Source organism: Streptomyces tailanensis, from assembly GCF_008386495.1.
Lineage (GTDB): Bacteria > Actinomycetota > Actinomycetes > Streptomycetales > Streptomycetaceae > Streptomyces > Streptomyces tailanensis.
In genome coordinates this window covers 73,983-93,775 of sequence record NZ_VTHJ01000024.1, presented here as the reverse complement: position 1 = coordinate 93,775, position 19,793 = coordinate 73,983, and the positions used below count along the sequence as shown (strand labels likewise).

The window sequence follows — 19,793 nt, the reverse complement described above, 5'->3', positions numbered from 1 at the left end:
CTCTTGCTCACCCGACAGACAAGCCATCCACAGACAAGGAGGACCGGCCGGCATGACCGTAGTCCCGGCACAGCAGTCCGGCGGCGGTGGCACCAGCGGCCTCTACGACGTCCTGGAACTCATTCTCGACCGAGGAATCGTCATCGACGCCTTCATCCGCGTGTCCCTCGTCGGGATCGAGATCCTGAAGATCGACGTGCGTGTCGTCATCGCCAGCGTCGACACCTATCTGCGTTTCGCCGAGGCGTGCAACCGACTCGACCTGGAGGCCGGGCCGCGCAAGGAACCCGGCCTGCCGGACCTCGTCGGTGAGATCACCGAGTCCGGCGCGCGCGGCAAGTCCAAGGGGGTGCTGTCCGGTGCCGCCGAGACGGTCTCCGACGCCTTCCGGCAGGCCCGTGGGGAGGGCCAGTCCGAAGAGCGGCCACGGGCGCGCAAGACCACGAGCTCGCGCAAGAAGGAGGAACAGGAGTGAGCACGTACGTGTACGGGATCAGCGCGCGCTCACATCCCGCACTCCCCGAAGGCATGGGCGGCGTGGGCGACCCCGCGTTTCCCGTGCGCGTCCTGGAGGAGGGCGAGCTGGCGGCGATCGTCAGCGACGCCCCCGAGGGGCTGCGCCCCAAGCGCCGGGATCTGCTCGCCCACCAGAACGTGCTGGACGAGGTGGGAGCCGGCGGCCCCGTGCTGCCCATGCGGTTCGGCAGCGTAGCCCCGGACGACCCGGCCGTCACCGGCGTGCTCGCCGAACGCGGTGAGCACTACCGGGAACGGCTGGGCGCCCTGGACGGCAAGGTCGAGTACAACGTCAAGGCCACCCATGACGAAGAGGCCGTGCTGCACCGCGTGATGGGGGAGAACCCCGAGCTGCGCGCACTCACCGAGGCCAACCGGCAGGCGGGCGGCGGCACTTACGAGGACCGGCTGCGGCTCGGCGAGATGGTGGTCGCCGCCGTACAGACCCGGGAGGCCGAGGACGCGGCGGAAGTCCAGCGCGTGCTCGAACCGGCCGCCACGGCCGTCAGCGTGGGCCCCGACTCCACCGGCTGGCTGGCCAACGTGTCGTTCCTCGTCGACCGGCGCTCGGCCGAGGTGTTCCTCGCCGCGGTGGACGAGGTCCGCGAGAGCCACCCGCACATCGAACTGCGCGTCAACGGCCCGCTGCCGCCGTACAGCTTCGTGGAACCGGGCCCGTCACAGCCCGCGGAGCCGAGGGAGGCGAGCACATGGGACTGATCACCGAGGTCCTGCTGCTGCCGTTCGCACCGGTCCGCGGCAGCTTCTGGGCGATCGGACAAGTAGTCGCCGAGGCGGAGCGCCAGTACTACGACCCGGCGGCCGTGCGCGCCGATCTCGCCCGCCTCGGGCAGCGGCTCGAAGCGGGCGAGATCGATGAGGAGGAGTTCGACCGCCTGGAGGACGAGCTCCTGGACCGGCTGGAGATCAGCCTGGCCAGAACCACCGGAACACGAAGGGGCGACGGGACGACAGGATGAACCGACTGGGACCGGGCCTCGCCATCGGGGCCGGCTACGTCCTCGGACGTACGAAGAAGACGAAGCTCGCGCTCGCCGCCGACAAGCGCCTGCACCTGAGCCCACGGGCGCTCGCGTACCTGGTGAACAACCCGCACTTCGAGGAGGCAGGCGACCAGCTTGACGAGGCCCCGGAAATTCCAGCCCTTGGGCGGGGGCCGAGCCGGGGTGATGCTGACGCGGAAATCCGGGAAAATTCAGCCCCTCCGGCGTTTGAGGAGCGGGGTCTGGGGCGGAGCCCCAGATGGGGGTCCCCCCGCTCGAGCGAAGCCGAGAGTGGGGGAGGGACGGGTAGGGGCGGCGGGGGCGAGAAACCGCGGTCCGTCTCCTTCGGAGAGGACACCGAGGAGGAACCGTACGAGGATGAGGACGAGGAACGGGCCACCGTGGGCGGGAGCCGACGATGACATTCCCGAGCCGAGTCCCGGAGCCGTACGGCCAGAACGGCAGCGCCAACCTGGCCGACATCCTGGAGCGCGTGCTCGACAAGGGCGTGGTGATCGCGGGCGACATCCGCGTGAACCTGCTCGACATCGAGCTGCTCACGATCAAGCTGCGCCTCGTCGTCGCCTCCGTCGACAAGGCGAAGGAGATGGGCATCGACTGGTGGGAGACCGACCCCTCCCTGTCGTCCCACGCCCGCCGCGACGAACTCTCCCGTGAGAACGCCGAGTTGCGTGCCCGGCTCGCCGAGCCGGCCGACGGCGGGCACCGGCGGGAGCCGGAGCCGGCCATCGAGCGCCGCGCCAGAGAGGAGCCCTCATGACCGGACTGCGGTACGTGTACGCCGTCTGCCGCCCCTTCGACGCGGCTCTGCAACGCCAGCTCACCGGGGTCGGCGGCGCGCCGCCCCGGCTGCTGCGCCACCACGACCTGGTCGCCGTCGTCAGCGAGGTACCGGAGCGCGACTTCGCCGAGCGGCCGTTCCGCGCCCATCTGGAGGACCTGGACTGGCTGACCGAGACCGCCCACGCCCACCAGAACGTGATCGACGCGCTCACTGCCGTCACCACCCCCCTGCCGCTGCGACTCGGCACCGTCTTCCACGACGACAGCGGCGTACGGGTCATGCTGGAGGCCCGCGAAGAGGGCTTCCGGCGGACCCTGGACCGGCTGGCGGGCCGGGTGGAGTGGGGCGTGAAGGTGTACGCGGCTCCCGAGGCCGAGCAGCAGCCCCGGGAGCCGGCGAAGGCCACCAGCGGGCGCGACTACCTGCGGCAGCGGCGCCGGAGCCACCAGGCCGACGAGGAGCTGTGGGAGAGGGCGGAGAGGTTCGCCCGCCGCTTGCACGAGACGCTCTCGGAACGCGCCGAGGACACCCGGTTGCACGCGCCCCAGAATTCCGCGCTTTCCGGCGTACCCGGCCGCAATGTGCTCAACGCGGCCTATCTGGTCTCGCGCGCGCATTCCGAGGAGTTCGTGGAACTGGTGGACCGCACGAAAAGCGAGGAACCGGGGTTGCGCGTGGAACTCACGGGGCCCTGGGCGGCGTATTCCTTCAGCGGGGAAGAACCGAACGGAGAGGAAGTGAATGGAGACGAAATGAACGGTGACGGGGTGGGCACATGACCGTCATAGAACGCCGTGAGGTGGCCCTCGTCGACCTCCTCGACCGGCTTCTCGCGGGCGGGGTGGTCATCACCGGCGACCTCACCCTCCGGATCGCGGACGTCGACCTCGTCCGTATCGACCTCAACGCGCTCATCAGCTCGGTGAACGCACAGGTCCCGGCGCCCTGGGGATGGTTGGAGTGACCAACCCCGACCGTTTGCCAGACCGTTTGTCCGGCCGTTTGGAAGGCCGTAACCGGCTCGAACTGGAACCCGACACGGTGGAGCGCGACCTGGTCAAGCTGGTGCTGACCGTCGTCGAACTCCTCCGCCAGCTCATGGAGCGCCAGGCCGTGCGTCGCTTCGACACCGGGGAACTCACGGAGGAGCAGGAGGAGCGCATCGGGCTCACCCTGATGCTCCTCGACGACCGCATGACGGAATTGCGCGAGCGCTACGACCTCCGGCCCGAGGACCTGAATCTGGACCTCGGGCCGCTCGGGCCGTTGCTCCCCAGGGAGTGAATACCTCCCCAGGGTGGTGCATTCACCACCTGTACGGGAGTGAATTCACCACCTGTACCAGCGGCCCCTGCCCCCGGCGGCGGTGGTGCCGCGCACCAGGAAACCGAGCAGCCACAGGACGAGAACGGCCAGTGCCAGATACCAGAGAACTTCCACTGCGAATCCGGCGCCGAAAAGAATCAGCACCAGAAGCAGTACCAGCAGGATGGGAACCATTTCCGAACCTCCTGACGGCTCGAGTTTCCAGAATACGCCCGATCAGGCCGTTCTGCGGCAGAGAATCTCTCCGTGCAGAACGGCGAACCAGCCGTCCTCCTGCCGCCCCCATTCCCGCCAGGCCGCCGAGATGGCCCGCAGCTGCTCGACCGTCGCGTGACCGGCTTCCGTCGCGCGTTCGGCGTAGGCGGAGGCGACCGTCCGGTCCGCCCACAGTCCGCTCCACCAGGCCCGCTCCTCCGCCGTCGCGTACGTCCAGGTGGCGGAGGTGGCCGTGATCTCGGTGAGCCCGGCCCGCAGGGCCCAGGACTTCAGCCGGCGCCCGGCGTCCGGCTCCCCGCCGTTGGCGCGGGCCACGCGCCGGTAGAGGTCCAGCCAGTCGTCCATGCCCGGGGACTCGGGGAACCAGGTCATCGCCGCGTAGTCGGAGTCCCGGACGGCGACGATGCCGCCCGGTTTCGTGACCCGGCGCATCTCGCGCAGCGCCTGCACCGGGTCGCCGACGTGCTGGAGCACCTGGTGCGCGTGGACCACGTCGAAGCCGGCGTCCGCGTGGTCCAGCGCGTGGACGTCCGCGACCGCGAAGTCGACGTTGTCCAGGCCGCGTTCGGCCGCCGTGGCCCGGGCCTGGTCCAGGATGCCGGGGGCGTGGTCGACGCCGGTGACGTGCCCGTCCGGGACCAGGGCGGCCAGGTCCGCGGTGATGGTGCCCGGGCCGCAGCCGATGTCCAGGATCCTCATGTGCGGCTTCAGCGAACCGAGCAGGTACGCCGCCGAGTTGGCGGCCGTCCGCCAGGTGTGCGAGCGCAGCACCGACTCGTGGTGTCCGTGCGTGTAGACGGCGGTCTCCCGTGCCTTCGACATGACAGTTCCCCTTCCGCGAGATCCCCGAAATCCCCGAGGTCCGCGAGGTCCGCGAGGTCGTACCCGAACCGTACGCCTCATGTCGAATATTGAGACCGCCGTCTTGAATGTTGGACGGTGCTGGTCGGTGATCGGTTGTCGTCAGTGGACGGGCAGGGGGCTGTAGACCGTGAGCGCCTCCGGGAGCTTCCGGAGTGTCAGATCCCCTTCCGCCATGGCGACTTCGCCGTCGTACGCGAGGGGCGTGCCCGGCGCGATGCCCTCCACCCGGAGCTGTCGTACGCGCACGGCCGCGTGCGCCGGATGGGGGTACCTCCCGCTCGAGCGAAGCCGAGAGTGGGGGAGGGTCAGCGGGCCCGCGATCGCCGCCGCCAGCAGTCGCAGGGCCGGGCGGCGGCCGCCGTGCACGACCCGGACGTCCAGCAGGCCGTCGGCCAGGTCGTAACGGCGGGCCGGGGTCAGGCCCAGCCGGTGGTACGTGCCGTTGCCGGCGAAGAGCAGCCACAGCGGGTGCGGGCGGCCCTTGACGGTTGCCTGGAGCGGACGGCGGTCGGAGCGCAGGACGCGCAGCGCCGCGATCACCCCGGCCGGCCAGCCGCCGATCAGCCGCTCCCAGCGCTCGCGTTCCCCCACCAGCTCCGGATAGACGCCCAGGCTGAACGTGTTGAGGAAGTGCCCCTGCGTCTCACCGGACGCGAAGTGCCCCAGGTCTACGCGGACGGCCTCGCCCCGGCTCAGCGCGCGGCTCAGGTCACGGGCGTTCTCGACGCCGAGGTCGTACGCGAAGTGGTTGAGCGTGCCGCCGGGGAGTACGGCGAGGGGGAGGCCGTGGCGCAGGGCCACCTCGGCGGCGGCGTTCACCGTGCCGTCGCCGCCGCACACGCCGAGCACCCGCGCGCGTGCGGCCGCCTTCTCCAACTCGGCCCTCACATCCTCCGGTTCGCACTCCACGGTCTCGGCGGCGGGGAGCGCGTCCCGCAGGGCGTGTACGCGGTCGGCGGTCGCCGCGGCCCGGTTGGCGACGACGACCAGGCCGTCCCCGTCGGGCAGCGCGGGCGCGATGGGGGTACCTCCCGCTCGAGCGAAGCCGAGAGTGGGGGAGCGCGGGCGACCGGGTGCCGGGAGCTGGTCGCGGGACGGCACGAGACCCCGTACGGCGTAGGCGGCGCCCACGCCCAGGGCGGCGCCGACCAGGACGTCGCTCGGGAAGTGGACACCCGTGTACACGCGGGACAGTGCGACCGCGGCCGCCAGCGGGGCGACGGCCGCGCCCCAGCCGCGGGACTCCAGGGCGACGCCCGTCGCGAAGGCGGCGGCCGACGCGGAGTGGCCCGAGGGGAAGGACGTGGTGATCGGCTGGCGCTTCAGCTGGCGCATCAGCGGGACGTTGTCCAGGACCGGGCGGGGGCGGCGTACCGAGCGCTTGCCGAGGGTGTTGATGGTGGCGGAGGCGAGGGCGAGCGAGGCCACGCCCCTCGCGGCCGCCCTGCGGGCCCTGGGACTCCGGGTCGCCGCGATGGCCGCCGCCGTGGCGAACCACAGCACGCCGTGGTTCGCTGCGCGGCTCAGCCTCGGCAGCATGGGGTGGGCGCCGGGCCAGTGGCGGGTCGCCACCGCGTTGAACAGGCGGCTGTCCGCGGCGAGGAAACGGTCCCTGAGGATGTGGTGGCCGGGCGGGCGTACGGTGAGGTCGACGTCTGCGGTCATGGGTCCACGGGTACCCCATGGCCGTGGGATTGTGTCGGGCGGGGTCCGCGTAGGAGCCCGGTGTCTGCGGCTGGGCTGGGGCGGGGTTTCGCTCACCGGCGCTTGCCGGGTGCCGCTGCGCCCACCTGTGCCGCCCCAGCGGCACGACTGCCCGCAGCTATGACCGGTGGGTGGGCAGCCGCCTCAGCGGCACGATTGCCCGCGGCTGCGACGAAATGGATTTGCTCCCGCGTTGCCCGTCCTCGGACAATGCGCCCCATGGGACACCTCGAAGCCGCTCACCTGGAGTACTACCTACCGGACGGGCGGGCGTTGCTCGGTGATGTGTCGTTTCGGGTGGGGGAGGGGGCCGTGGTGGCCCTGGTCGGGCCGAACGGGGCCGGGAAGACGACGCTGCTGCGGTTGATCTCGGGGGAGCTGAAGCCGCACGGGGGGTCTGTCACCGTCACCGGTGGGCTCGGGGTGATGCGGCAGTTCGTGGGGTCCGTGCGGGACGAGACGACCGTGCGGGACCTGCTCGTGTCGGTGGCGCAGCCGGGGATCCGGGAGGCGGCCAGGGCGGTCGACGCCGCCGAGCACGCGATCATGACCGTGGACGACGAGGCCGCCCAGCTGACGTACGCGCAGGCCCTCTCCGACTGGGCCGAGGTGCGCGGCTACGAGGCCGAGACGCTGTGGGACATCTGCACCATGGCCGCGCTCGGCGTGCCGTACGAGAAGGCGCAGTGGCGGCAGGTGCGCACGCTCTCCGGCGGTGAGCAGAAGCGGCTCGTGCTGGAGGCGCTGCTGCGCGGCACCGACCAGGTGCTCCTCCTCGACGAGCCCGACAACTACCTCGACGTACCCGGTAAGCGCTGGCTGGAGGAGCGGCTCAAGGAGACCCGCAAGACCGTGCTCTTCGTCTCGCACGACCGCGAACTCCTCGCCCGCGCCGCCGGGAAGATCGTCAGCGTGGAGCCGGGCCCGGCGGGCGCCGACGCCTGGGTGCACGGCGGCGGCTTCGACACGTATCACGAGGCCCGGCGGCAGCGGTTCGAGCGCTTCGAGGAACTGCGGCGCCGCTGGGACGAGAAGCACGCCCAGCTGAAGAAGCTCGTGCTGAACCTTCGTCAGGCCGCCGCCGTCAGCCATGAGATGGCCTCGCGGTACGCCGCCGCCCAGACCCGGCTGCGCAAGTTCGAGGAGGCCGGGCCGCCGCCGGAGCCGCCGCGCGAGCAGGACATCACCATGCGGCTCAAGGGCGGCCGTACCGGCGTAAGGGCCGTGACCTGCAAGGGACTTGAGCTGACCGGCCTGATGAAACCCTTCGACCTGGAGGTCTTCTACGGCGAACGCGTCGCCGTCCTCGGCTCCAACGGCTCCGGCAAGTCCCACTTCCTGCGCCTGCTCGCCGGCGACGACGTGGCCCACACGGGGGAGTGGAAGCTCGGCGCCCGGGTCGTACCCGGGCACTTCGCGCAGACGCACGCGCACCCCGAGCTGGAGGGCCGGACGCTGCTCGACATCCTGTGGAAGGAGCACGCCCAGGACCGCGGCGCCGCCATGTCCCGGCTGCGCCGCTACGAGCTGACCAAGCAGGCCGAGCAGCCCTTCGACCGGCTCTCCGGCGGCCAGCAGGCCCGCTTCCAGATCCTGCTGCTTGAGCTCCAGGGCGTGACCGCCCTGCTGCTCGACGAGCCCACCGACAACCTCGACCTGGAGTCGGCGGAGGCCCTCCAGGAGGGCCTGGAGGCCTTCGACGGTACGGTCCTCGCGGTCACGCACGACCGCTGGTTCGCTCGTTCGTTCGACCGTTATCTCGTCTTCGGCTCCGACGGCCGCGTACGGGAGACCCCGGAACCGGTATGGGACGAGCGGCGGGTCGTGAGGGCCCGCTAGCCGATCCGGCCCGCGGTGGCTACTTCCAGCGCAGCAGCGCGCCCAGCCCGCCGACCGGCACCTCACCCTCCGTCGCCCCGGTGGCCGCCGTCACCGAGATCGCCGGGGCGTTCGTGGCCACGGCGGACCGCAGCAGCGCGTCGTCCGCACGGGCCGACCAGGTGTGTTCCTCGTCGAGCCCGCGTCCCTGCCCGAGCGTGCGCAGCTCCGTACGGCGTACGGCCAGCTGGTCGGGATCCTCGCCGACCCACAGCGCCCGATGCGTGTCGGGCCCCGCGGGGCGGACGAGCAGCTCGTCGATACGGTGCTCGCGCGCCGCTTCCACCAGGTCGGCGACGTCCTCGACGGCACCCCGGCGCCCCTCGGCGTCCGGGCCGCGCGCCGCCAGGAACCGCCCGACCTCGTCCGAGGCCCGTCGGCGTACATGCTCGACGCGGGCCCGCGCCACGTCCTCGTCCAGCAGCCTGCTGCCGGGCCCGTGCGGGGCCTCCACCACACGGTCGAGGAGCGGCTGCGGCAGCCGGTCCCGCACGGCGTGCCGCTCACGGTCCTCACCCACGAGGATCAGCAGATCGGCGCGGGTCTCCTCCTGACAGACGGCGAGAGCCTCGGCGACCTCCGCCGCGTTGTGCTCCCAGGTGTTCTCCACCCGTAGCTGGAAGTGCCGCTCGGACCAGTCGACCGTGCTCGTACGGTGCAGGGGCCACTGCCGCCCGGCCACCGCCCCGGCGTCCTCGCTGCCCAGGGCGCCGCGCAGCTCGAACCGCGCGCCCCGCCGGTCCACGTACGCCACCAGACACACCGGGTCCTCCCCGGCCAGGTCCAGCAGCGGCGCCGTACGGGGCAGCGGGGTCCAGAAGGCCTCCGGTGCCGGGGGCGGGGAGGCCAGCGGCGGGTCAAGGACCACCTGGCCGTCGCGCGCGAAGAACGCCCGGCCGTGCGGATCGGCCTCGTGCCGCATCTCGTCCACGGCCTCGCGCAGGGCCCGGCAGGTCGCCGCGTCCGCTCCCTGCTCGGCCAGCTCACGGGAGACGGCCGCCGCCGCCAGGGACTGCTCATGGGCCGTGGACTCCGAGGGGACGGCCGGACCGAGGTACACGGAGGCCCAGGGCCCGGGATGTTCGTACAGTGGATTGAGGAACGCGAGATCCATGGCTCCCTCCCGGAGGCCGCTCGGGCTGACGATTGCCGGGCGGGTACCCGGACCTCATGGAGGAACACGAAGATCGGGGTACCACCATGACCGGAGTGCACCCGGACAAGCTGGACGACCAGCAGTTGATGAAAGAGCTGGAGTCGATCCACCGCACGCGCCACGACACGCTGCTGCACGGATCGAGCGAAGCGTTGCGCACCCACAACGAACGGATGGCGCAACTGGAGGGGGAGTATCTGCGCCGGCACCCACGCCGCCCGATCGTCTCGGGCCGCACGCGTGAGGGCGCCCGGGAGCGAGGATGTGCGTCGTCATGACCGGCACGACTTCAGGCACAGCCGAGACAAGCGATGCGGCGGTGCCGAATCCGCTGCTCACCCGGCACTCCGAGGCACAGGACCTCTTCGGTGACCGGGTGCACGCCGTCCGTCACGACCAGTGGGGCGCGGCTACGCCGTGCCACAAGTGGACGGTCCGTGACCTCGTCAACCACCTCGTCTCCGAGCAGCTCTGGGTGCCCGTGCTGGTGCGGGACGGCTGCATGATCGAGGAGGTCGGCGACACGTTCGACGGGGACCTGCTGGGGCCCGACCCGGCCGCCTCCTGGGACACGGCGGCCCGCTCCGCGCGCGACGCGTTCGCGGCGCCGGGGGCGCTGGAGCGGACGGTTCATCTGTCGTACGGCGACACGCCGGCGACGGCGTACTGTGCGCAGATGATCGCGGATCTCGTGGTCCACGCGTGGGATCTGTCCCGGGCGATCAGTTTCGAGGAACGGCTTCCCAGGGAGTTGTTGAAGTTCGCGGTGGAGGGGATCAGTCCGTACGCCGGGGATCTGGAGAAGAGTGGGTTGTTCGCGTCGCCGGTGGAGCCGCCGGTGGGGGCCGATGAGCAGACCAGGTTGTTGTGTCTTCTTGGGCGGCGGCCGTAGAGAGCCGGTGAGAGCTCGGGGCTGGTTGTGCTTTGCGGGCTGCGGGTGCGTTGTGGTTGCTCGCGCGGTTCCCCGCGCCCCTAAAAGCATGGGGGGCGCCCTTCGTTTCATAGGCACCCCCCACTAGTCCCTCCTCAGCAGCGCACCCGTGGCCTGTCCCAGTGGCGGTGGGCCGCTATCGCCGTCACGAACTCGCGGGTGAATTCCTCGCCGGCCGTGCCCTGGGCCGTGTCCGTGACCACGCCGTGGTCGCAGACCACGTGGTGGAACTCGGAGGACAGGCGCAGGCCCTCGGGTTCCAGGGCGGCGAGGATGCCGACGCCCGAGCCGAGGGCGGCGATGGGTTTGCCGTGGCGGTAGGCGTCGCGGACGAAGCGCATCGCGTCCGGGTCGGTCACCGGGGACGGGGTGCCCACGGGGCCACCCGGCAGCAGGACCGCGTCGTACAGGACGGACGCCACGGTCGGCAGGGCCCGGTCCACGGTGTACTCGGCGCCGTCCGCGCCGCGCACGGTGCCGTCCCGCGCGGCCAGCGCCTCCACGATCGCGCCCTCGGCGGCCAGCGCCTCGCGCACGGTGGTGACCTGTTCGGCGTCCACGCCGTCGGCGACCAGCACCGCGATCCGGCGGGTGCGGATCGAGCCGTCGCCGCGCTGGGACTCCAGACTGAGGGCGGGAGAGGTCAGCTTGTACGACACCGGCTCGGCCGGCGTCGGCACGGGTACTCCGATGCCCTGGGCGACCTCGGACGCCAGCTCCGGGTCCACCTTGGCGAGTTCCCCGACCGTGCGGGTGCGGACGGACAGTGCGCCGACCTTGCCGAGTTCGAAGCGGAAGGCGGCGACGATGTGCTGCTTCTCCCAGGGCGCCATGCTGTTCCAGAACATCGCGGGCTGGCTGTGATGGTCCTTGAAACTCTCGCTGCGGCGGCGGATCTTGGCGCCGTCGACGCGCTCGGCGTAGTGCGTGTAGGCGTTGCCGTCGACGCCCGCGTGGGCCGGGCAGCCGCCGCCGAGGGAGTTCGGGAAGTAGTTGGTGCCGCCGTGGATCGTGGACTGGTGGTAGCCGTCGCGCTGGTTGGTGCGTACGGGAGCGACCGGGCGGTTCACGGGCAGCTGGCTGAAGTTGGGGCCGCCGAGGCGGATCAACTGGGTGTCCAGGTAGGAGAAGTTGCGGGCCTGGAGCAGCGGGTCGTTGGTGAAGTCGATGCCCGGGACGACATTGGCGGTGTGGAAGGCGACCTGCTCGGTCTCCGCGAAGAAATTCTCCGGGTTGCGGTCGAGGACCATGCGGCCGATCGGGCGGACCGGCACCTGCTCCTCGGGAATGATCTTCGTGGCGTCGAGCAGATCGAAGTCGAAGGCGAACTCGTCCTCCTCCGGCACGAGTTGGACACCCAGTTCCCACGCCGGGTACTCACCCGCCTCGATCGCGTTCCACAGGTCCCGGCGGTTGAAGTCCGGGTCCCGGCCCTGGCACTCCTGCGCCTCGTCCCACACCAGCGAGTGGGTGCCGAGCTTGGGCTTCCAGTGGAACTTGACGAACGTGCCCCGGCCGGCCGCGTTGACGAAGCGGAAGGTGTGCACACCGAAGCCCTGCATCATGCGGAAGCTGCGCGGGATGGCCCGGTCCGACATCAGCCACATGATCGCGTGCAGCGTCTCCGGCTGGAGCGACACGAAGTCCCACAGGGTGTCGTGCGCGGACGCGCCCGTCGGGATGTCGTTGTGCGGCTCCGGCTTCACCGCATGCACGAAGTCGGGGAACTTGATGCCGTCCTGGATGAAGAAGACCGGGAAGTTGTTGCCGACGAGGTCGTAATTTCCCTCCGACGTATAGAACTTGGTCGCGAAACCGCGCACGTCCCGCACCGTGTCCGCCGAGCCCTTCGGCCCCTGCACGGTCGAGAACCGCACGAAGACCGGAGTCCGTACGGCGGGGTCCTGGAGGAACGCCGCCCGGGTGAACTCGGCGCAGGACTCGTACGGTTCGAAGTACCCGTACGCGCCCGCGCCCCGCGCGTGCACCACCCGCTCCGGGATCCGCTCATGGTCGAAGCGGGTGATCTTCTCCCGGAAGTGGAAGTCCTCCATCAGCGTCGGCCCACGCTCGCTGACCGTCAGCGCGTCGTCGGTGTGGTCGACGGTCACACCCTGGTCGGTGGTGAGCGGACCCGACGCCGGGTCGTCCGCGTGGAACGCCTCACGCTGTCGCTGCTTGCGATCGGACACCGGATCCATCAGGCCGCCTCCTCGGTGAACACGTCCAGGAAGGCCTCGCAGAACGCCTTCAGGTCGTCCGGCCTACGGCTGGTGATCAGCTTGTTCGGGCCGTGGTCGCACACCTTGACCTGCTCGTCGATCCAGGTGCCGCCCGCGTTCTGGATGTCCTTGCGCAGGCTCGGCCACGAGGTCAGCACCCGGCCGCGTACGACATCGGCCTCGACCAGCGTCCACGGAGCGTGGCAGATGGCGGCCACGGGCCGGCCCTGCTGGAAGAAGTCCTGGACGAACGCCACGGCCTTGTCGTCCATCCGCAGGAAGTCGGGGTTGGCCACCCCGCCCGGCAGCACGAGCCCGTCGAACGACTCGACCGGCACCTCTCCCACGACGTCGTCCACGGGGAAGGTGTCCGCCTTGTCGAGATGGTGGAAGGCCTGGATGTGGCCGGGCTTCGTCGACACCAGCACGGGCTCGTGACCGGCGTCCGTCACCGCCTGCCAGGGGTCGGTCAGCTCGATCTGCTCGACACCCTGGGGTGCGGTCAGGAATGCGATACGCATGGGTGCTCAGTCTCCTTTCGCTCCGTGTTCCGCCGCCCGCCACGTCGCAGCGTCGGCGGTGGTGTACCACCGGTGGTTCCCGTGGTTCCCGTGCGTCTCGTGCTTCTCGTCCCGGCGTCGCCGACGCGCCGCCCGTACGCAGCGCAGCAGTTCCTCGCCGTACGGCAGCAGGACGCACGTACCGATCGCGAGGCCGATGCCCGTGAGATAGCCGCGCGACAGGGGCCTTCGGCGCGGTACGAGCCGCCAGGCGTCCGGGTCCCCACGCCCGCCTCGCAGGAGGGACTTGACCTGGTCGTTGCGCAGGCACATCAGGGCGGCGAGCGCCCCGAAGGGCAGTGACTCCAGGAAGCTGTGGATGTGCTGCTCGATCGGCTTGACCTCACGGTCGCTGTCGACGGCGGTCCGCACGTCCCACAGCGCGGTCGCCTCGTGCGCGGCCGCTCCGGCCAACTGCACCGACAGCAGCAGGGGGTTGACCTCATAGCGCAGGGTCAGCGCGATGGGGACGCCGACCTCGGTCATCATCAGCGAGTGGATCAGCGACTCCTTCGTACCCGCCGTCTCCTCGATACGGGTCCGCCGGTGCATCACCCAGTCGGCCACTCCCGGGACGAACCAGGACGGCAGCAGGCCGTACAGCAGATACCGGGTGGTCACCTCGCCGACGTCGACAGAGTGGGACGTCGCGCTGATCTCGGCTGTCTGGTCTCGGGTCATGACGCCACCACCCTCAGGGTGCGTAGTTCCGGGTCGGAGGGGTCGGGCACGTACATGCCTTGCCCGACACCGGACATGAGGTACTCGACCACCTCCCGGTTGATCCGCTCGCCCGGACAGACGACCGGCACGCCGGGGGGATACGGGCTCGCGGGCTCCGCGGCCACCCGCCCCACGGCCTGAGCGACCGGCACCTCCTCGACGGGCCCGAAGAGGGCGTCACGGGGTGACATCACCTCCGCGAGTTCCAGTCCCTCGGGCGTCGGCAGCCGGATGGGCGGCGGCGACGGCAGGCTCCCGCGCTGCTTGACGAGTTCCGTCAGGGCGTCCAGCAGGGCACCGCAGGTCTCCTCGGTGTCGGCCTGGGTGAGCTGGGCGACGACGCGACGGTGGTCGCCGAGACCGAGGTCGACCTGACGGTGGGCGCGCAGCCGGTCGACGGCCGCGTAACCGCTCGTACCGAGCCCGGAGACGTCGATGACGATCATCAGCGGGTCGTACGCGAACGACCGCCCGGCACCGACGAGTTCGGCGGCCCCGAGCGGGGAGAGCCCGGACAGCGCCGCCACCTCCTCGCGCACTCGGCGCGCCAACGTCAGCGTCTGGTCGAGGAGTTCGTGGCCGCGCTCCACCATCTGCCGCCGCCAGCCGTCCAGCGCCGCCCACATCAGCACCGACGGGTTGGTGGTGTTGAGCAGATCGCCGCGCAGCCTGAGCACCGCCGGGTCGACCAGATCGCCCCGCAGATGGAAGACCGAGCCCTGCTCCAGGCCCGCGCCCATCTTGTGCACGGACGTCACGCACAGGTCGGCGCCCGCGTCCATCGCCCAGCTCGGCAGGGCCTCGTGGAACGGCAGATGGGCGCCCCACGCCTCGTCCACGATCAGCGGACGGCCCCGCGCGTGACACACCTCGGCGATGCCGGCGATGTCCGCGCACGTGCCGTACGCGGTGGGCGAGACCAGCAGCATGCCCTTCGCGTCCGGTGCCCGCTCGAAGGCCTCGGCGGCTTCCTCCGGGTCCGGCGGATGCGACAGATGGTGCCCGGCGTCCCAGCGCGGGCGCACCCACACCGGCTCGATCCCGGCGAGGACCACGCCCGCGATCACCGACTTGTGGGCGTTGCGCGCGATCAGCAGCCGCTCGCCCGGTCCCGCCACCGCCAGCATCGACGCCTTCACCGACAGGGAGCTGCCGCAGGTGGAGAAGTACGCGCGGTCCGCGTCCACCGCGTCCGCCATCAGCTCCTCGGCCCGTTCCAGGAACCGGCCGGACATCCGCCGGTCGTCCAGGCCGTTGAGGGCGAGTATGTCGGACGCGAACACGTCGGGGCCGAGGGTCAGGGCGGCCCGGGCGTCGACACCCGTACCGCCCTTGTGGCCGGGCGGCGTGAACGCGTGCCGGCCGGAACGCCGGTGGTGCTCCAGCGCCTCCAGGACGGGGGCCCTGGAATGGTCGAGCTTCCGTTCATGTGCGCTTGCGTAGGTCATGTGCGCTCGCTCGTCGGAGTCGTCCGTGTCGTCCGTGTCGTCGATGTACGCTCGCTCGCTCGCTCGTCAGCCGGGGGCCGCGCCCGGCCAGCTGTCCGGTTCGGCGCGGCTGATGTCGGCGAGCGCGGAGCCCGGGTCCTGCGCGACGGCCAGGTCGCCGAGGCTCACCATGCCCACGGGATGGCCCTCGTCCAGGACCGGAAGCCGGCGTACCGCGTGGTCGCGCATCAGCTCGACCGCGGCCGACACCGCGTCGTCGGGACCGATCACCACCGGGTTCGGGGTGCACACCGCCTGGGCGCTCACCGTCAGCGGATCGGCGCCATCGGCGACGGCGCGCAACGTGATGTCACGGTCGGTCAGGACCCCGACTAGCTGACCGTCCGTGGCGACGAGGACATCGCCGATGTCCTGCGCGCGCATCACCTGCGCCACTTCGACGAGCGAGGCGTCCGGGCGGACCGCGACGACGCCCGGTGTCATGACTTCCCTTACGAAATCGGCCATGGATCTGGGCCTCCTTACGTGCTCCCCGGCTGCGGGGGGGGCACGATGTCCGGTGGCGTGACGACGCCCGCAGTGCCCCTGCGCAGGGCGGCTATGCGTCGGTGCCGTGTGCGGGTTCCGTGCCTGGGTTCCGTGCCTTCCGTGCCTTATGCGGTGGATCCCCGGGCGCCTCGCCCGCTTCCCTCCTGGGCGCGCACGACCGCCTGCGCGAGCTGGTGCACGGAGTCGTAGTGCTGCTTCCTCGGCAACCGCTCCAGCGACTCGACGAGCCCGTCCGGAGCGTGCCGGTCGCGCAGGACGCGGATCAGTTCACCGGGACCCGCCGGGAAGGACGTACGGCCCAGGAGCCGGGCCAGTTCGAACCGCACCGTCTCGACGCGCTCCCGCGCCCGGCCCGGCGTCACCGGCCCGTACGCGACATCCGGGTCGTCCTCGGCGGGCGGTTCCGGGTCGTGCCACTCCTCGACCCGGGTGGGGTGCCCCGAACGGAGCAGCCCCTGCAGTTCATGCTTCATCTCGTCGTCACGGTGGACGCTCAGCCGGTCGCTGCCTCGCTGCATGGCTCCCTCCAGATCTTCGAGGCCCACCGCGTACCCGAAGACCAGCAGCCGACACGGGGTTCTTAGCTCTTGTCCCTGTGGCCCGGCAGGAACTCCTGCATCTTTGCCTTGAAGCCCTGTTTGATCATTGAGCCTCGGTCGGGGTCGCCCTTGAGGATCGAGGCGGCTGTGGACTCCATCTGCTCCCAGGTGGCGTGGGGCGGGATCGGGGGGACCGCCGGGTCGGTGAGGAACTCGATGACGGCGGGGCCGTCGGCCTCCAGGCCGGCGCGCCAGCCGGCCTCGACGTCCTCCGGCTTCTCCACGCGGACGCCGGTCAGGCCGAGGGAGCGGGCGAAGGCGCCGTACTGGACGTCCGGGAGCTCCTGCGAGGGCAGGAAGGACGGCTCGCCGCCCATCGCGCGCAGCTCCCACGTCACCTGGTTCAGGTCGTGGTTGTTCCACACGCCCACGACCAGCCGCGGGTCCTCCCACCGGTCCTTGTACTTCGCCGCCGTGATCAGCTCCGCCAGCCCGTTCATCTGCATCGCCCCGTCCCCGACCAGCGCGATCGCCGGACGGTTCGGATGGGCGAACTTCGCGCCGATCGCGTACGGCACCCCGCAGCCCATCGTCGCCAGCGTGCCCGACAGTGACGCGCGCATGCCCTCCCGCATGGTCAGATGCCGGGCGTACCAGTTCGCCGCCGAACCGGAGTCCGAGGAGATGATCGCGTTGCCCGGCAGCAGCGGATCGAGCGCGTGGGCCACATACTCCGGGTTGATCGGGTGGGCCGACAGCTCCGCCCGCCGCGCCATCACCTCACGCCAGCGCGCCACGTTCGCGCACACCTCGTCGTACCACTCACGTCCCCGCTCCTCCGCCCTGATCAGCGGGATCAGCCGCTCCAGCGTCGCCCTGGCGTCACCGACCAGGTTCACCTCGTACGGGTAGCGCATCCCGACCATGTGCGGATCGATGTCGATCTGGACCGCCCGCGCCTTGCCGAAGTCCGGCAGGAACTGGGAGTACGGGAACGACGAGCCGATGGTCAGCAGTGTGTCGCAGTCGCGCATCAGCTCGTACGAGGGGCGCGTGCCCAGCAGACCGATCGCGCCGGTGACGTACGGCAGTTCGTCGCTCAGCGCGTCCTTGCCGAGCAGCGCCTTGGCGACTCCCGCGCCGAGCGCCTCGGCGATCCGCTCGACCTCGGCAGGGGCCCCGGCCGCGCCCTGGCCGACCAGGATCGCGACCTTGTCCCCGGCGTTCAGGATCTCCGCCGCCCGCTCGACCGACTCCGCCGAGGGGACCGCCGTCCAGCCGCTGCGGTCCAGGCTGGAGGGCACCATCTTGAACTCGTGCGTCGGCGCCGCGTAGTCCAGTTCCTGCACGTCACCGGGGATGATGACGGCTGTCGGGGCGCGGCGGGCGTACGCGGTGCGGATCGCCCGGTCCAGGACGTTCGGCAGCTGCTCGGGGACGGTCACCGTCTCGACGAAGTCCGAGGCCACGTCCTTGAACAGGGTGTGCAGGTCCACCTCCTGCTGGTACGAGCCGCCCATCGCGCTGCGGTGCGTCTGGCCGACGACCGCGAGCACCGGCACGTGGTCCAGCTTGGCGTCGTACAGGCCGTTGAGCAGATGGATGGCGCCCGGCCCCGAGGTCGCCGCGCACACTCCGAGCCGACCCGAGAACTTCGCGTAACCCACCGCCTGGAACGCGGACATCTCCTCATGCCGCGACTGGATGAACCGGGGCCTGTCCTCGGCCCGCCCCCAGGCGGCGAGCAGGCCGTTGATGCCATCGCCCGGGTAGCCGAATACGTGTTCGACTCCCCATTCGCGCAACCGCTGCAGGATGTGATCGGCGACCGTGACGCTCATACTGGACCTCCCGGGAGTTTTCGTGATCCTCCGCCCGAGTCACCCTCCCGGCACAGGAAAAACCTGCGTGTGTTTGTCGCGTATGGACCGGGGCAGGCGCACGACAGTGCTTCGGACAGGAGGCACGTCCGTGGGAGAGGCGATGTTTCCATCACGGGTGTGCCGACTCCTGCGCACGCCCGCGCCCCCACGGTGACCGTCCACCCCAGAGCACCATCCAGGGAGTTGCGACGCACCATGCGTACTCAGGACAACGCGAAGCGCCACCCGCACGACGACGCCCCCGACACCGCGGAGGCATTCCGGAAGCTGGCCTCGCTTCCGCCGGGCCCGCAGCGGGACACCCTCCGCGACGAGATCGTCGAGGCGTGGCTGCCCATGGCCGAACGGCTCGCCGGACGCTTCCGCAGCCGGGGCGAGAGCTACGAGGACCTGCGCCAGGTCGCCGCGCTCGGCTTGGTCAAGGCCGTCGACCGCTACGATCCCGCACGCGGCAACGCCTTCGAGAGCTACGCGGTACCCACCGTCACCGGTGAGATCAAGCGGCACTTCCGGGACCACATGTGGACCCTGCATGTGCCGCGCCGGGTCCAGGACCTGCGCAACCGTGTCCGGTTCGCCAGCCAGGACCTGTCCCAGACCATCTCGGGCCGCCGGCCCACCGTCGCCGAGATAGCCGAACACGCCGACATGAGCGAGGAGGACGTCCAGGTCGGACTGGAGGCCCTGGAGAGCTTCACCGCGCTGTCGCTGGACGCGGAGCTGCCCGGCAGTGAGGACGGGTACTCGCTCAGCGACGCGCTCGGGGCGCCCGATCCCGCGCTCGACACGGTGGTGGACAGGGAGGCCGTGAAGCCGCGGCTGGCCGCCTTGCCGGAGCGGGAGCGGGCCATCTTGTACATGCGGTTCTTCGGGGACATGACGCAGAGCCGGATCGCCGAGCAGTTGGGGATCTCGCAGATGCATGTGTCTCGGTTGATCAGTCGGTGCTGTGATCGGTTGCGGGATCAAGTGATGCGGGACGCGGCTTAGCTCCGCCGGTTGAGCCGGGGGCGCCGTTGGGGCGTGGGGCTGCTTTGGGCTGCGGGGTCGTCGTGGCTGGTCGCTCCCCCACTCTCGGCTTCTCCCCCACTCTCGACTTCGCTCGAGCGGGAGGGGCCCCCATGAGCGGGAGGGACCCCCATCGCGGCGGAGCCGCAAATCGATACAGCCCCGCGCCCCTTAGGGGGCGCTCCTGCGGGCGTCTCGTTTCATGGCCAGGGCGATGTGGCGGGCCATCGTGTCCATCGCCTTCGCCTCGGCCATCGAGAACGCCAGGCGGGCTCCTGTGCGGAAGAGGGTCAGGACGGCCTTGACGTGGCCGTCGGGGGTTGTCAGGGGGACCGACAGGTACGAGGTGACGTTCGCTCGTACGAGGACGGGGGCGCCCGAGTCGTCGTGGCCGAAGGCTTCGGGGGAGGCGGGGCGGACCTGGAGGGCGGTGGAGCCGCCCCGGGCGGCCTCGACGACCA

At 70.9% G+C, this 19,793-nt stretch carries 24 protein-coding genes; 12 read left to right on the top strand and 12 right to left on the bottom strand.

The window, feature by feature from the left end:
- Nucleotides 1–52 precede the first annotated feature (52 nt).
- From F3T56_RS21010 to F3T56_RS20975, 8 genes are read left to right on the top strand one after another with little or no spacing between them, the layout of a single operon-like run.
- Nucleotides 53–475 carry a gas vesicle structural protein GvpA gene (locus F3T56_RS21010; RefSeq protein WP_149826740.1) on the top strand — a complete coding sequence of 141 codons (423 nt, stop codon included), beginning with the start codon at nucleotides 53–55 and terminating at the stop codon, nucleotides 473–475.
- Entirely contained in the window at nucleotides 472–1,236 is a 765-nt protein-coding gene (locus tag F3T56_RS21005; RefSeq protein WP_149826739.1) for a GvpL/GvpF family gas vesicle protein, read from the top strand. The genes F3T56_RS21010 and F3T56_RS21005 overlap by 4 nt, the downstream gene beginning before the upstream one ends.
- Nucleotides 1,227–1,496 (top strand): gas vesicle protein GvpG, encoded by a 270-nt coding sequence (locus F3T56_RS21000; protein WP_149826738.1) that lies wholly within the window; start codon nucleotides 1,227–1,229, stop codon nucleotides 1,494–1,496. Before F3T56_RS21005 ends, F3T56_RS21000 begins: the two co-directional genes overlap by 10 nt.
- Complete coding sequence (locus tag F3T56_RS20995; protein ID WP_149826737.1) at nucleotides 1,493–1,942, top strand: hypothetical protein; 450 nt, start codon at nucleotides 1,493–1,495, stop codon at nucleotides 1,940–1,942. The genes F3T56_RS21000 and F3T56_RS20995 overlap by 4 nt, the downstream gene beginning before the upstream one ends.
- Nucleotides 1,939–2,301, top strand: coding sequence for a gas vesicle protein (locus tag F3T56_RS20990; RefSeq protein WP_149826736.1), 363 nt, complete (start codon nucleotides 1,939–1,941; stop codon nucleotides 2,299–2,301). The genes F3T56_RS20995 and F3T56_RS20990 overlap by 4 nt, the downstream gene beginning before the upstream one ends.
- The gene (locus F3T56_RS20985) at nucleotides 2,298–3,104 is read left to right on the top strand and encodes a GvpL/GvpF family gas vesicle protein (protein ID WP_149826735.1); all 807 of its coding nucleotides are present in this window, start codon (nucleotides 2,298–2,300) and stop codon (nucleotides 3,102–3,104) included. Before F3T56_RS20990 ends, F3T56_RS20985 begins: the two co-directional genes overlap by 4 nt.
- Nucleotides 3,101–3,289 carry a gas vesicle protein gene (locus F3T56_RS20980; protein ID WP_149826734.1) on the top strand — a complete coding sequence of 63 codons (189 nt, stop codon included), beginning with the start codon at nucleotides 3,101–3,103 and terminating at the stop codon, nucleotides 3,287–3,289. Before F3T56_RS20985 ends, F3T56_RS20980 begins: the two co-directional genes overlap by 4 nt.
- Before the next feature lie 38 nt (nucleotides 3,290–3,327).
- On the top strand, nucleotides 3,328–3,609 hold the full coding sequence (locus tag F3T56_RS20975; RefSeq protein ID WP_172639053.1) for a gas vesicle protein K: 282 nt from the start codon (nucleotides 3,328–3,330) through the stop codon (nucleotides 3,607–3,609).
- Nucleotides 3,610–3,654: 45 nt separating this feature from the next.
- Here F3T56_RS20975 and F3T56_RS20970 read toward each other — a convergent pair whose 3' ends face one another.
- The 3 genes from F3T56_RS20970 to F3T56_RS20960 form a co-directional block, all read right to left on the bottom strand.
- Nucleotides 3,655–3,825 (bottom strand): hydrophobic protein, encoded by a 171-nt coding sequence (locus F3T56_RS20970; protein ID WP_149826732.1) that lies wholly within the window; start codon nucleotides 3,823–3,825, stop codon nucleotides 3,655–3,657.
- 42 nt (nucleotides 3,826–3,867) lie between these two features.
- A complete protein-coding gene (locus F3T56_RS20965; protein WP_149826731.1) occupies nucleotides 3,868–4,689 on the bottom strand; it encodes a class I SAM-dependent methyltransferase in 822 nt (273 codons plus the stop codon).
- Nucleotides 4,690–4,830: 141 nt separating this feature from the next.
- A complete protein-coding gene (locus tag F3T56_RS20960; protein WP_149826730.1) occupies nucleotides 4,831–6,396 on the bottom strand; it encodes a bifunctional phosphatase PAP2/diacylglycerol kinase family protein in 1,566 nt (521 codons plus the stop codon).
- Between the two features lie 258 nt (nucleotides 6,397–6,654).
- On the opposite strand from F3T56_RS20960, the gene F3T56_RS20955 reads away from it, so the two are divergent.
- The gene (locus tag F3T56_RS20955; RefSeq protein WP_149826729.1) at nucleotides 6,655–8,274 is read left to right on the top strand and encodes an ABC-F family ATP-binding cassette domain-containing protein; all 1,620 of its coding nucleotides are present in this window, start codon (nucleotides 6,655–6,657) and stop codon (nucleotides 8,272–8,274) included.
- 19 nt (nucleotides 8,275–8,293) lie between these two features.
- Here F3T56_RS20955 and F3T56_RS20950 read toward each other — a convergent pair whose 3' ends face one another.
- The gene (locus F3T56_RS20950) at nucleotides 8,294–9,427 is read right to left on the bottom strand and encodes a baeRF2 domain-containing protein (protein WP_149826728.1); all 1,134 of its coding nucleotides are present in this window, start codon (nucleotides 9,425–9,427) and stop codon (nucleotides 8,294–8,296) included.
- Between the two features lie 56 nt (nucleotides 9,428–9,483).
- Here F3T56_RS20950 and F3T56_RS20945 point away from each other — a divergent pair, with 56 nt between their 5' ends.
- Both F3T56_RS20945 and F3T56_RS20940 read left to right on the top strand, forming a co-directional pair.
- Nucleotides 9,484–9,747: a DUF6158 family protein gene (locus tag F3T56_RS20945; protein WP_172639050.1), complete on the top strand. Its 264-nt coding sequence runs from the start codon at nucleotides 9,484–9,486 to the stop codon at nucleotides 9,745–9,747.
- The gene (locus F3T56_RS20940; protein ID WP_149826727.1) at nucleotides 9,744–10,361 is read left to right on the top strand and encodes a TIGR03086 family metal-binding protein; all 618 of its coding nucleotides are present in this window, start codon (nucleotides 9,744–9,746) and stop codon (nucleotides 10,359–10,361) included. The genes F3T56_RS20945 and F3T56_RS20940 overlap by 4 nt, the downstream gene beginning before the upstream one ends.
- Before the next feature lie 134 nt (nucleotides 10,362–10,495).
- Here F3T56_RS20940 and F3T56_RS20935 read toward each other — a convergent pair whose 3' ends face one another.
- From F3T56_RS20935 to F3T56_RS20905, 7 genes are all read right to left on the bottom strand, one after another.
- Entirely contained in the window at nucleotides 10,496–12,601 is a 2,106-nt protein-coding gene (locus F3T56_RS20935) for a catalase (protein ID WP_149826726.1), read from the bottom strand.
- The gene (locus tag F3T56_RS20930; RefSeq protein WP_149826725.1) at nucleotides 12,601–13,143 is read right to left on the bottom strand and encodes a type 1 glutamine amidotransferase domain-containing protein; all 543 of its coding nucleotides are present in this window, start codon (nucleotides 13,141–13,143) and stop codon (nucleotides 12,601–12,603) included. The genes F3T56_RS20935 and F3T56_RS20930 overlap by 1 nt, the downstream gene beginning before the upstream one ends.
- A 6-nt stretch (nucleotides 13,144–13,149) precedes the next feature.
- Nucleotides 13,150–13,863, bottom strand: coding sequence for a diguanylate cyclase (locus F3T56_RS20925; RefSeq protein WP_246203728.1), 714 nt, complete (start codon nucleotides 13,861–13,863; stop codon nucleotides 13,150–13,152).
- Nucleotides 13,860–15,353, bottom strand: coding sequence for an aminotransferase class I/II-fold pyridoxal phosphate-dependent enzyme (locus F3T56_RS20920; protein WP_149826724.1), 1,494 nt, complete (start codon nucleotides 15,351–15,353; stop codon nucleotides 13,860–13,862). Before F3T56_RS20920 ends, F3T56_RS20925 begins: the two co-directional genes overlap by 4 nt.
- A 66-nt stretch (nucleotides 15,354–15,419) precedes the next feature.
- Nucleotides 15,420–15,860, bottom strand: coding sequence for a CBS domain-containing protein (locus F3T56_RS20915; RefSeq protein ID WP_149826723.1), 441 nt, complete (start codon nucleotides 15,858–15,860; stop codon nucleotides 15,420–15,422).
- A 146-nt stretch (nucleotides 15,861–16,006) separates the two neighbouring features.
- On the bottom strand, nucleotides 16,007–16,420 hold the full coding sequence (locus tag F3T56_RS20910; RefSeq protein ID WP_149826722.1) for a DUF2795 domain-containing protein: 414 nt from the start codon (nucleotides 16,418–16,420) through the stop codon (nucleotides 16,007–16,009).
- Between the two features lie 62 nt (nucleotides 16,421–16,482).
- A complete protein-coding gene (locus tag F3T56_RS20905) occupies nucleotides 16,483–18,282 on the bottom strand; it encodes a thiamine pyrophosphate-requiring protein (RefSeq protein WP_149826721.1) in 1,800 nt (599 codons plus the stop codon).
- Between the two features lie 237 nt (nucleotides 18,283–18,519).
- On the opposite strand from F3T56_RS20905, the gene F3T56_RS20900 reads away from it, so the two are divergent.
- Nucleotides 18,520–19,314: an RNA polymerase sigma factor SigF gene (locus tag F3T56_RS20900; protein WP_149826720.1), complete on the top strand. Its 795-nt coding sequence runs from the start codon at nucleotides 18,520–18,522 to the stop codon at nucleotides 19,312–19,314.
- A gap of 189 nt (nucleotides 19,315–19,503) precedes the next feature.
- Here F3T56_RS20900 and F3T56_RS47995 read toward each other — a convergent pair.
- Nucleotides 19,504–19,793: GAF domain-containing protein (locus F3T56_RS47995; RefSeq protein WP_149826764.1), on the bottom strand; the 290-nt coding region annotated here is incomplete at its 5' end.

Bases quoted from the DNA above. Each gene is read 5' to 3' on its own strand.
- F3T56_RS21000 (WP_149826738.1), top strand. From the start codon at position 1,227: ATGGGACTGATCACCGAGGTCCTGCTGCTGCCGTTCGCACCGGTCCGC.
- F3T56_RS20930 (WP_149826725.1), bottom strand. From the start codon at position 13,143: ATGCGTATCGCATTCCTGACCGCACCCCAGGGTGTCGAGCAGATCGAG.
- F3T56_RS20920 (WP_149826724.1), bottom strand. From the start codon at position 15,353: ATGACCTACGCAAGCGCACATGAACGGAAGCTCGACCATTCCAGGGCC.
- F3T56_RS20970 (WP_149826732.1), bottom strand. From the start codon at position 3,825: ATGGTTCCCATCCTGCTGGTACTGCTTCTGGTGCTGATTCTTTTCGGC.
- F3T56_RS20995 (WP_149826737.1), top strand. From the start codon at position 1,493: ATGAACCGACTGGGACCGGGCCTCGCCATCGGGGCCGGCTACGTCCTC.
- F3T56_RS21010 (WP_149826740.1), top strand. From the start codon at position 53: ATGACCGTAGTCCCGGCACAGCAGTCCGGCGGCGGTGGCACCAGCGGC.
- F3T56_RS20985 (WP_149826735.1), top strand. From the start codon at position 2,298: ATGACCGGACTGCGGTACGTGTACGCCGTCTGCCGCCCCTTCGACGCG.
- F3T56_RS20910 (WP_149826722.1), bottom strand. From the start codon at position 16,420: ATGCAGCGAGGCAGCGACCGGCTGAGCGTCCACCGTGACGACGAGATG.
- F3T56_RS20955 (WP_149826729.1), top strand. From the start codon at position 6,655: ATGGGACACCTCGAAGCCGCTCACCTGGAGTACTACCTACCGGACGGG.
- F3T56_RS20935 (WP_149826726.1), bottom strand. From the start codon at position 12,601: ATGGATCCGGTGTCCGATCGCAAGCAGCGACAGCGTGAGGCGTTCCAC.
- F3T56_RS20965 (WP_149826731.1), bottom strand. From the start codon at position 4,689: ATGTCGAAGGCACGGGAGACCGCCGTCTACACGCACGGACACCACGAG.
- F3T56_RS20900 (WP_149826720.1), top strand. From the start codon at position 18,520: ATGCGTACTCAGGACAACGCGAAGCGCCACCCGCACGACGACGCCCCC.
- F3T56_RS20960 (WP_149826730.1), bottom strand. From the start codon at position 6,396: ATGACCGCAGACGTCGACCTCACCGTACGCCCGCCCGGCCACCACATC.
- F3T56_RS20925 (WP_246203728.1), bottom strand. From the start codon at position 13,863: ATGACCCGAGACCAGACAGCCGAGATCAGCGCGACGTCCCACTCTGTC.
- F3T56_RS20950 (WP_149826728.1), bottom strand. From the start codon at position 9,427: ATGGATCTCGCGTTCCTCAATCCACTGTACGAACATCCCGGGCCCTGG.
- F3T56_RS20905 (WP_149826721.1), bottom strand. From the start codon at position 18,282: ATGAGCGTCACGGTCGCCGATCACATCCTGCAGCGGTTGCGCGAATGG.
- F3T56_RS20990 (WP_149826736.1), top strand. From the start codon at position 1,939: ATGACATTCCCGAGCCGAGTCCCGGAGCCGTACGGCCAGAACGGCAGC.
- F3T56_RS20980 (WP_149826734.1), top strand. From the start codon at position 3,101: ATGACCGTCATAGAACGCCGTGAGGTGGCCCTCGTCGACCTCCTCGAC.
- F3T56_RS20945 (WP_172639050.1), top strand. From the start codon at position 9,484: ATGGAGGAACACGAAGATCGGGGTACCACCATGACCGGAGTGCACCCG.
- F3T56_RS20915 (WP_149826723.1), bottom strand. From the start codon at position 15,860: ATGGCCGATTTCGTAAGGGAAGTCATGACACCGGGCGTCGTCGCGGTC.
- F3T56_RS20940 (WP_149826727.1), top strand. From the start codon at position 9,744: ATGACCGGCACGACTTCAGGCACAGCCGAGACAAGCGATGCGGCGGTG.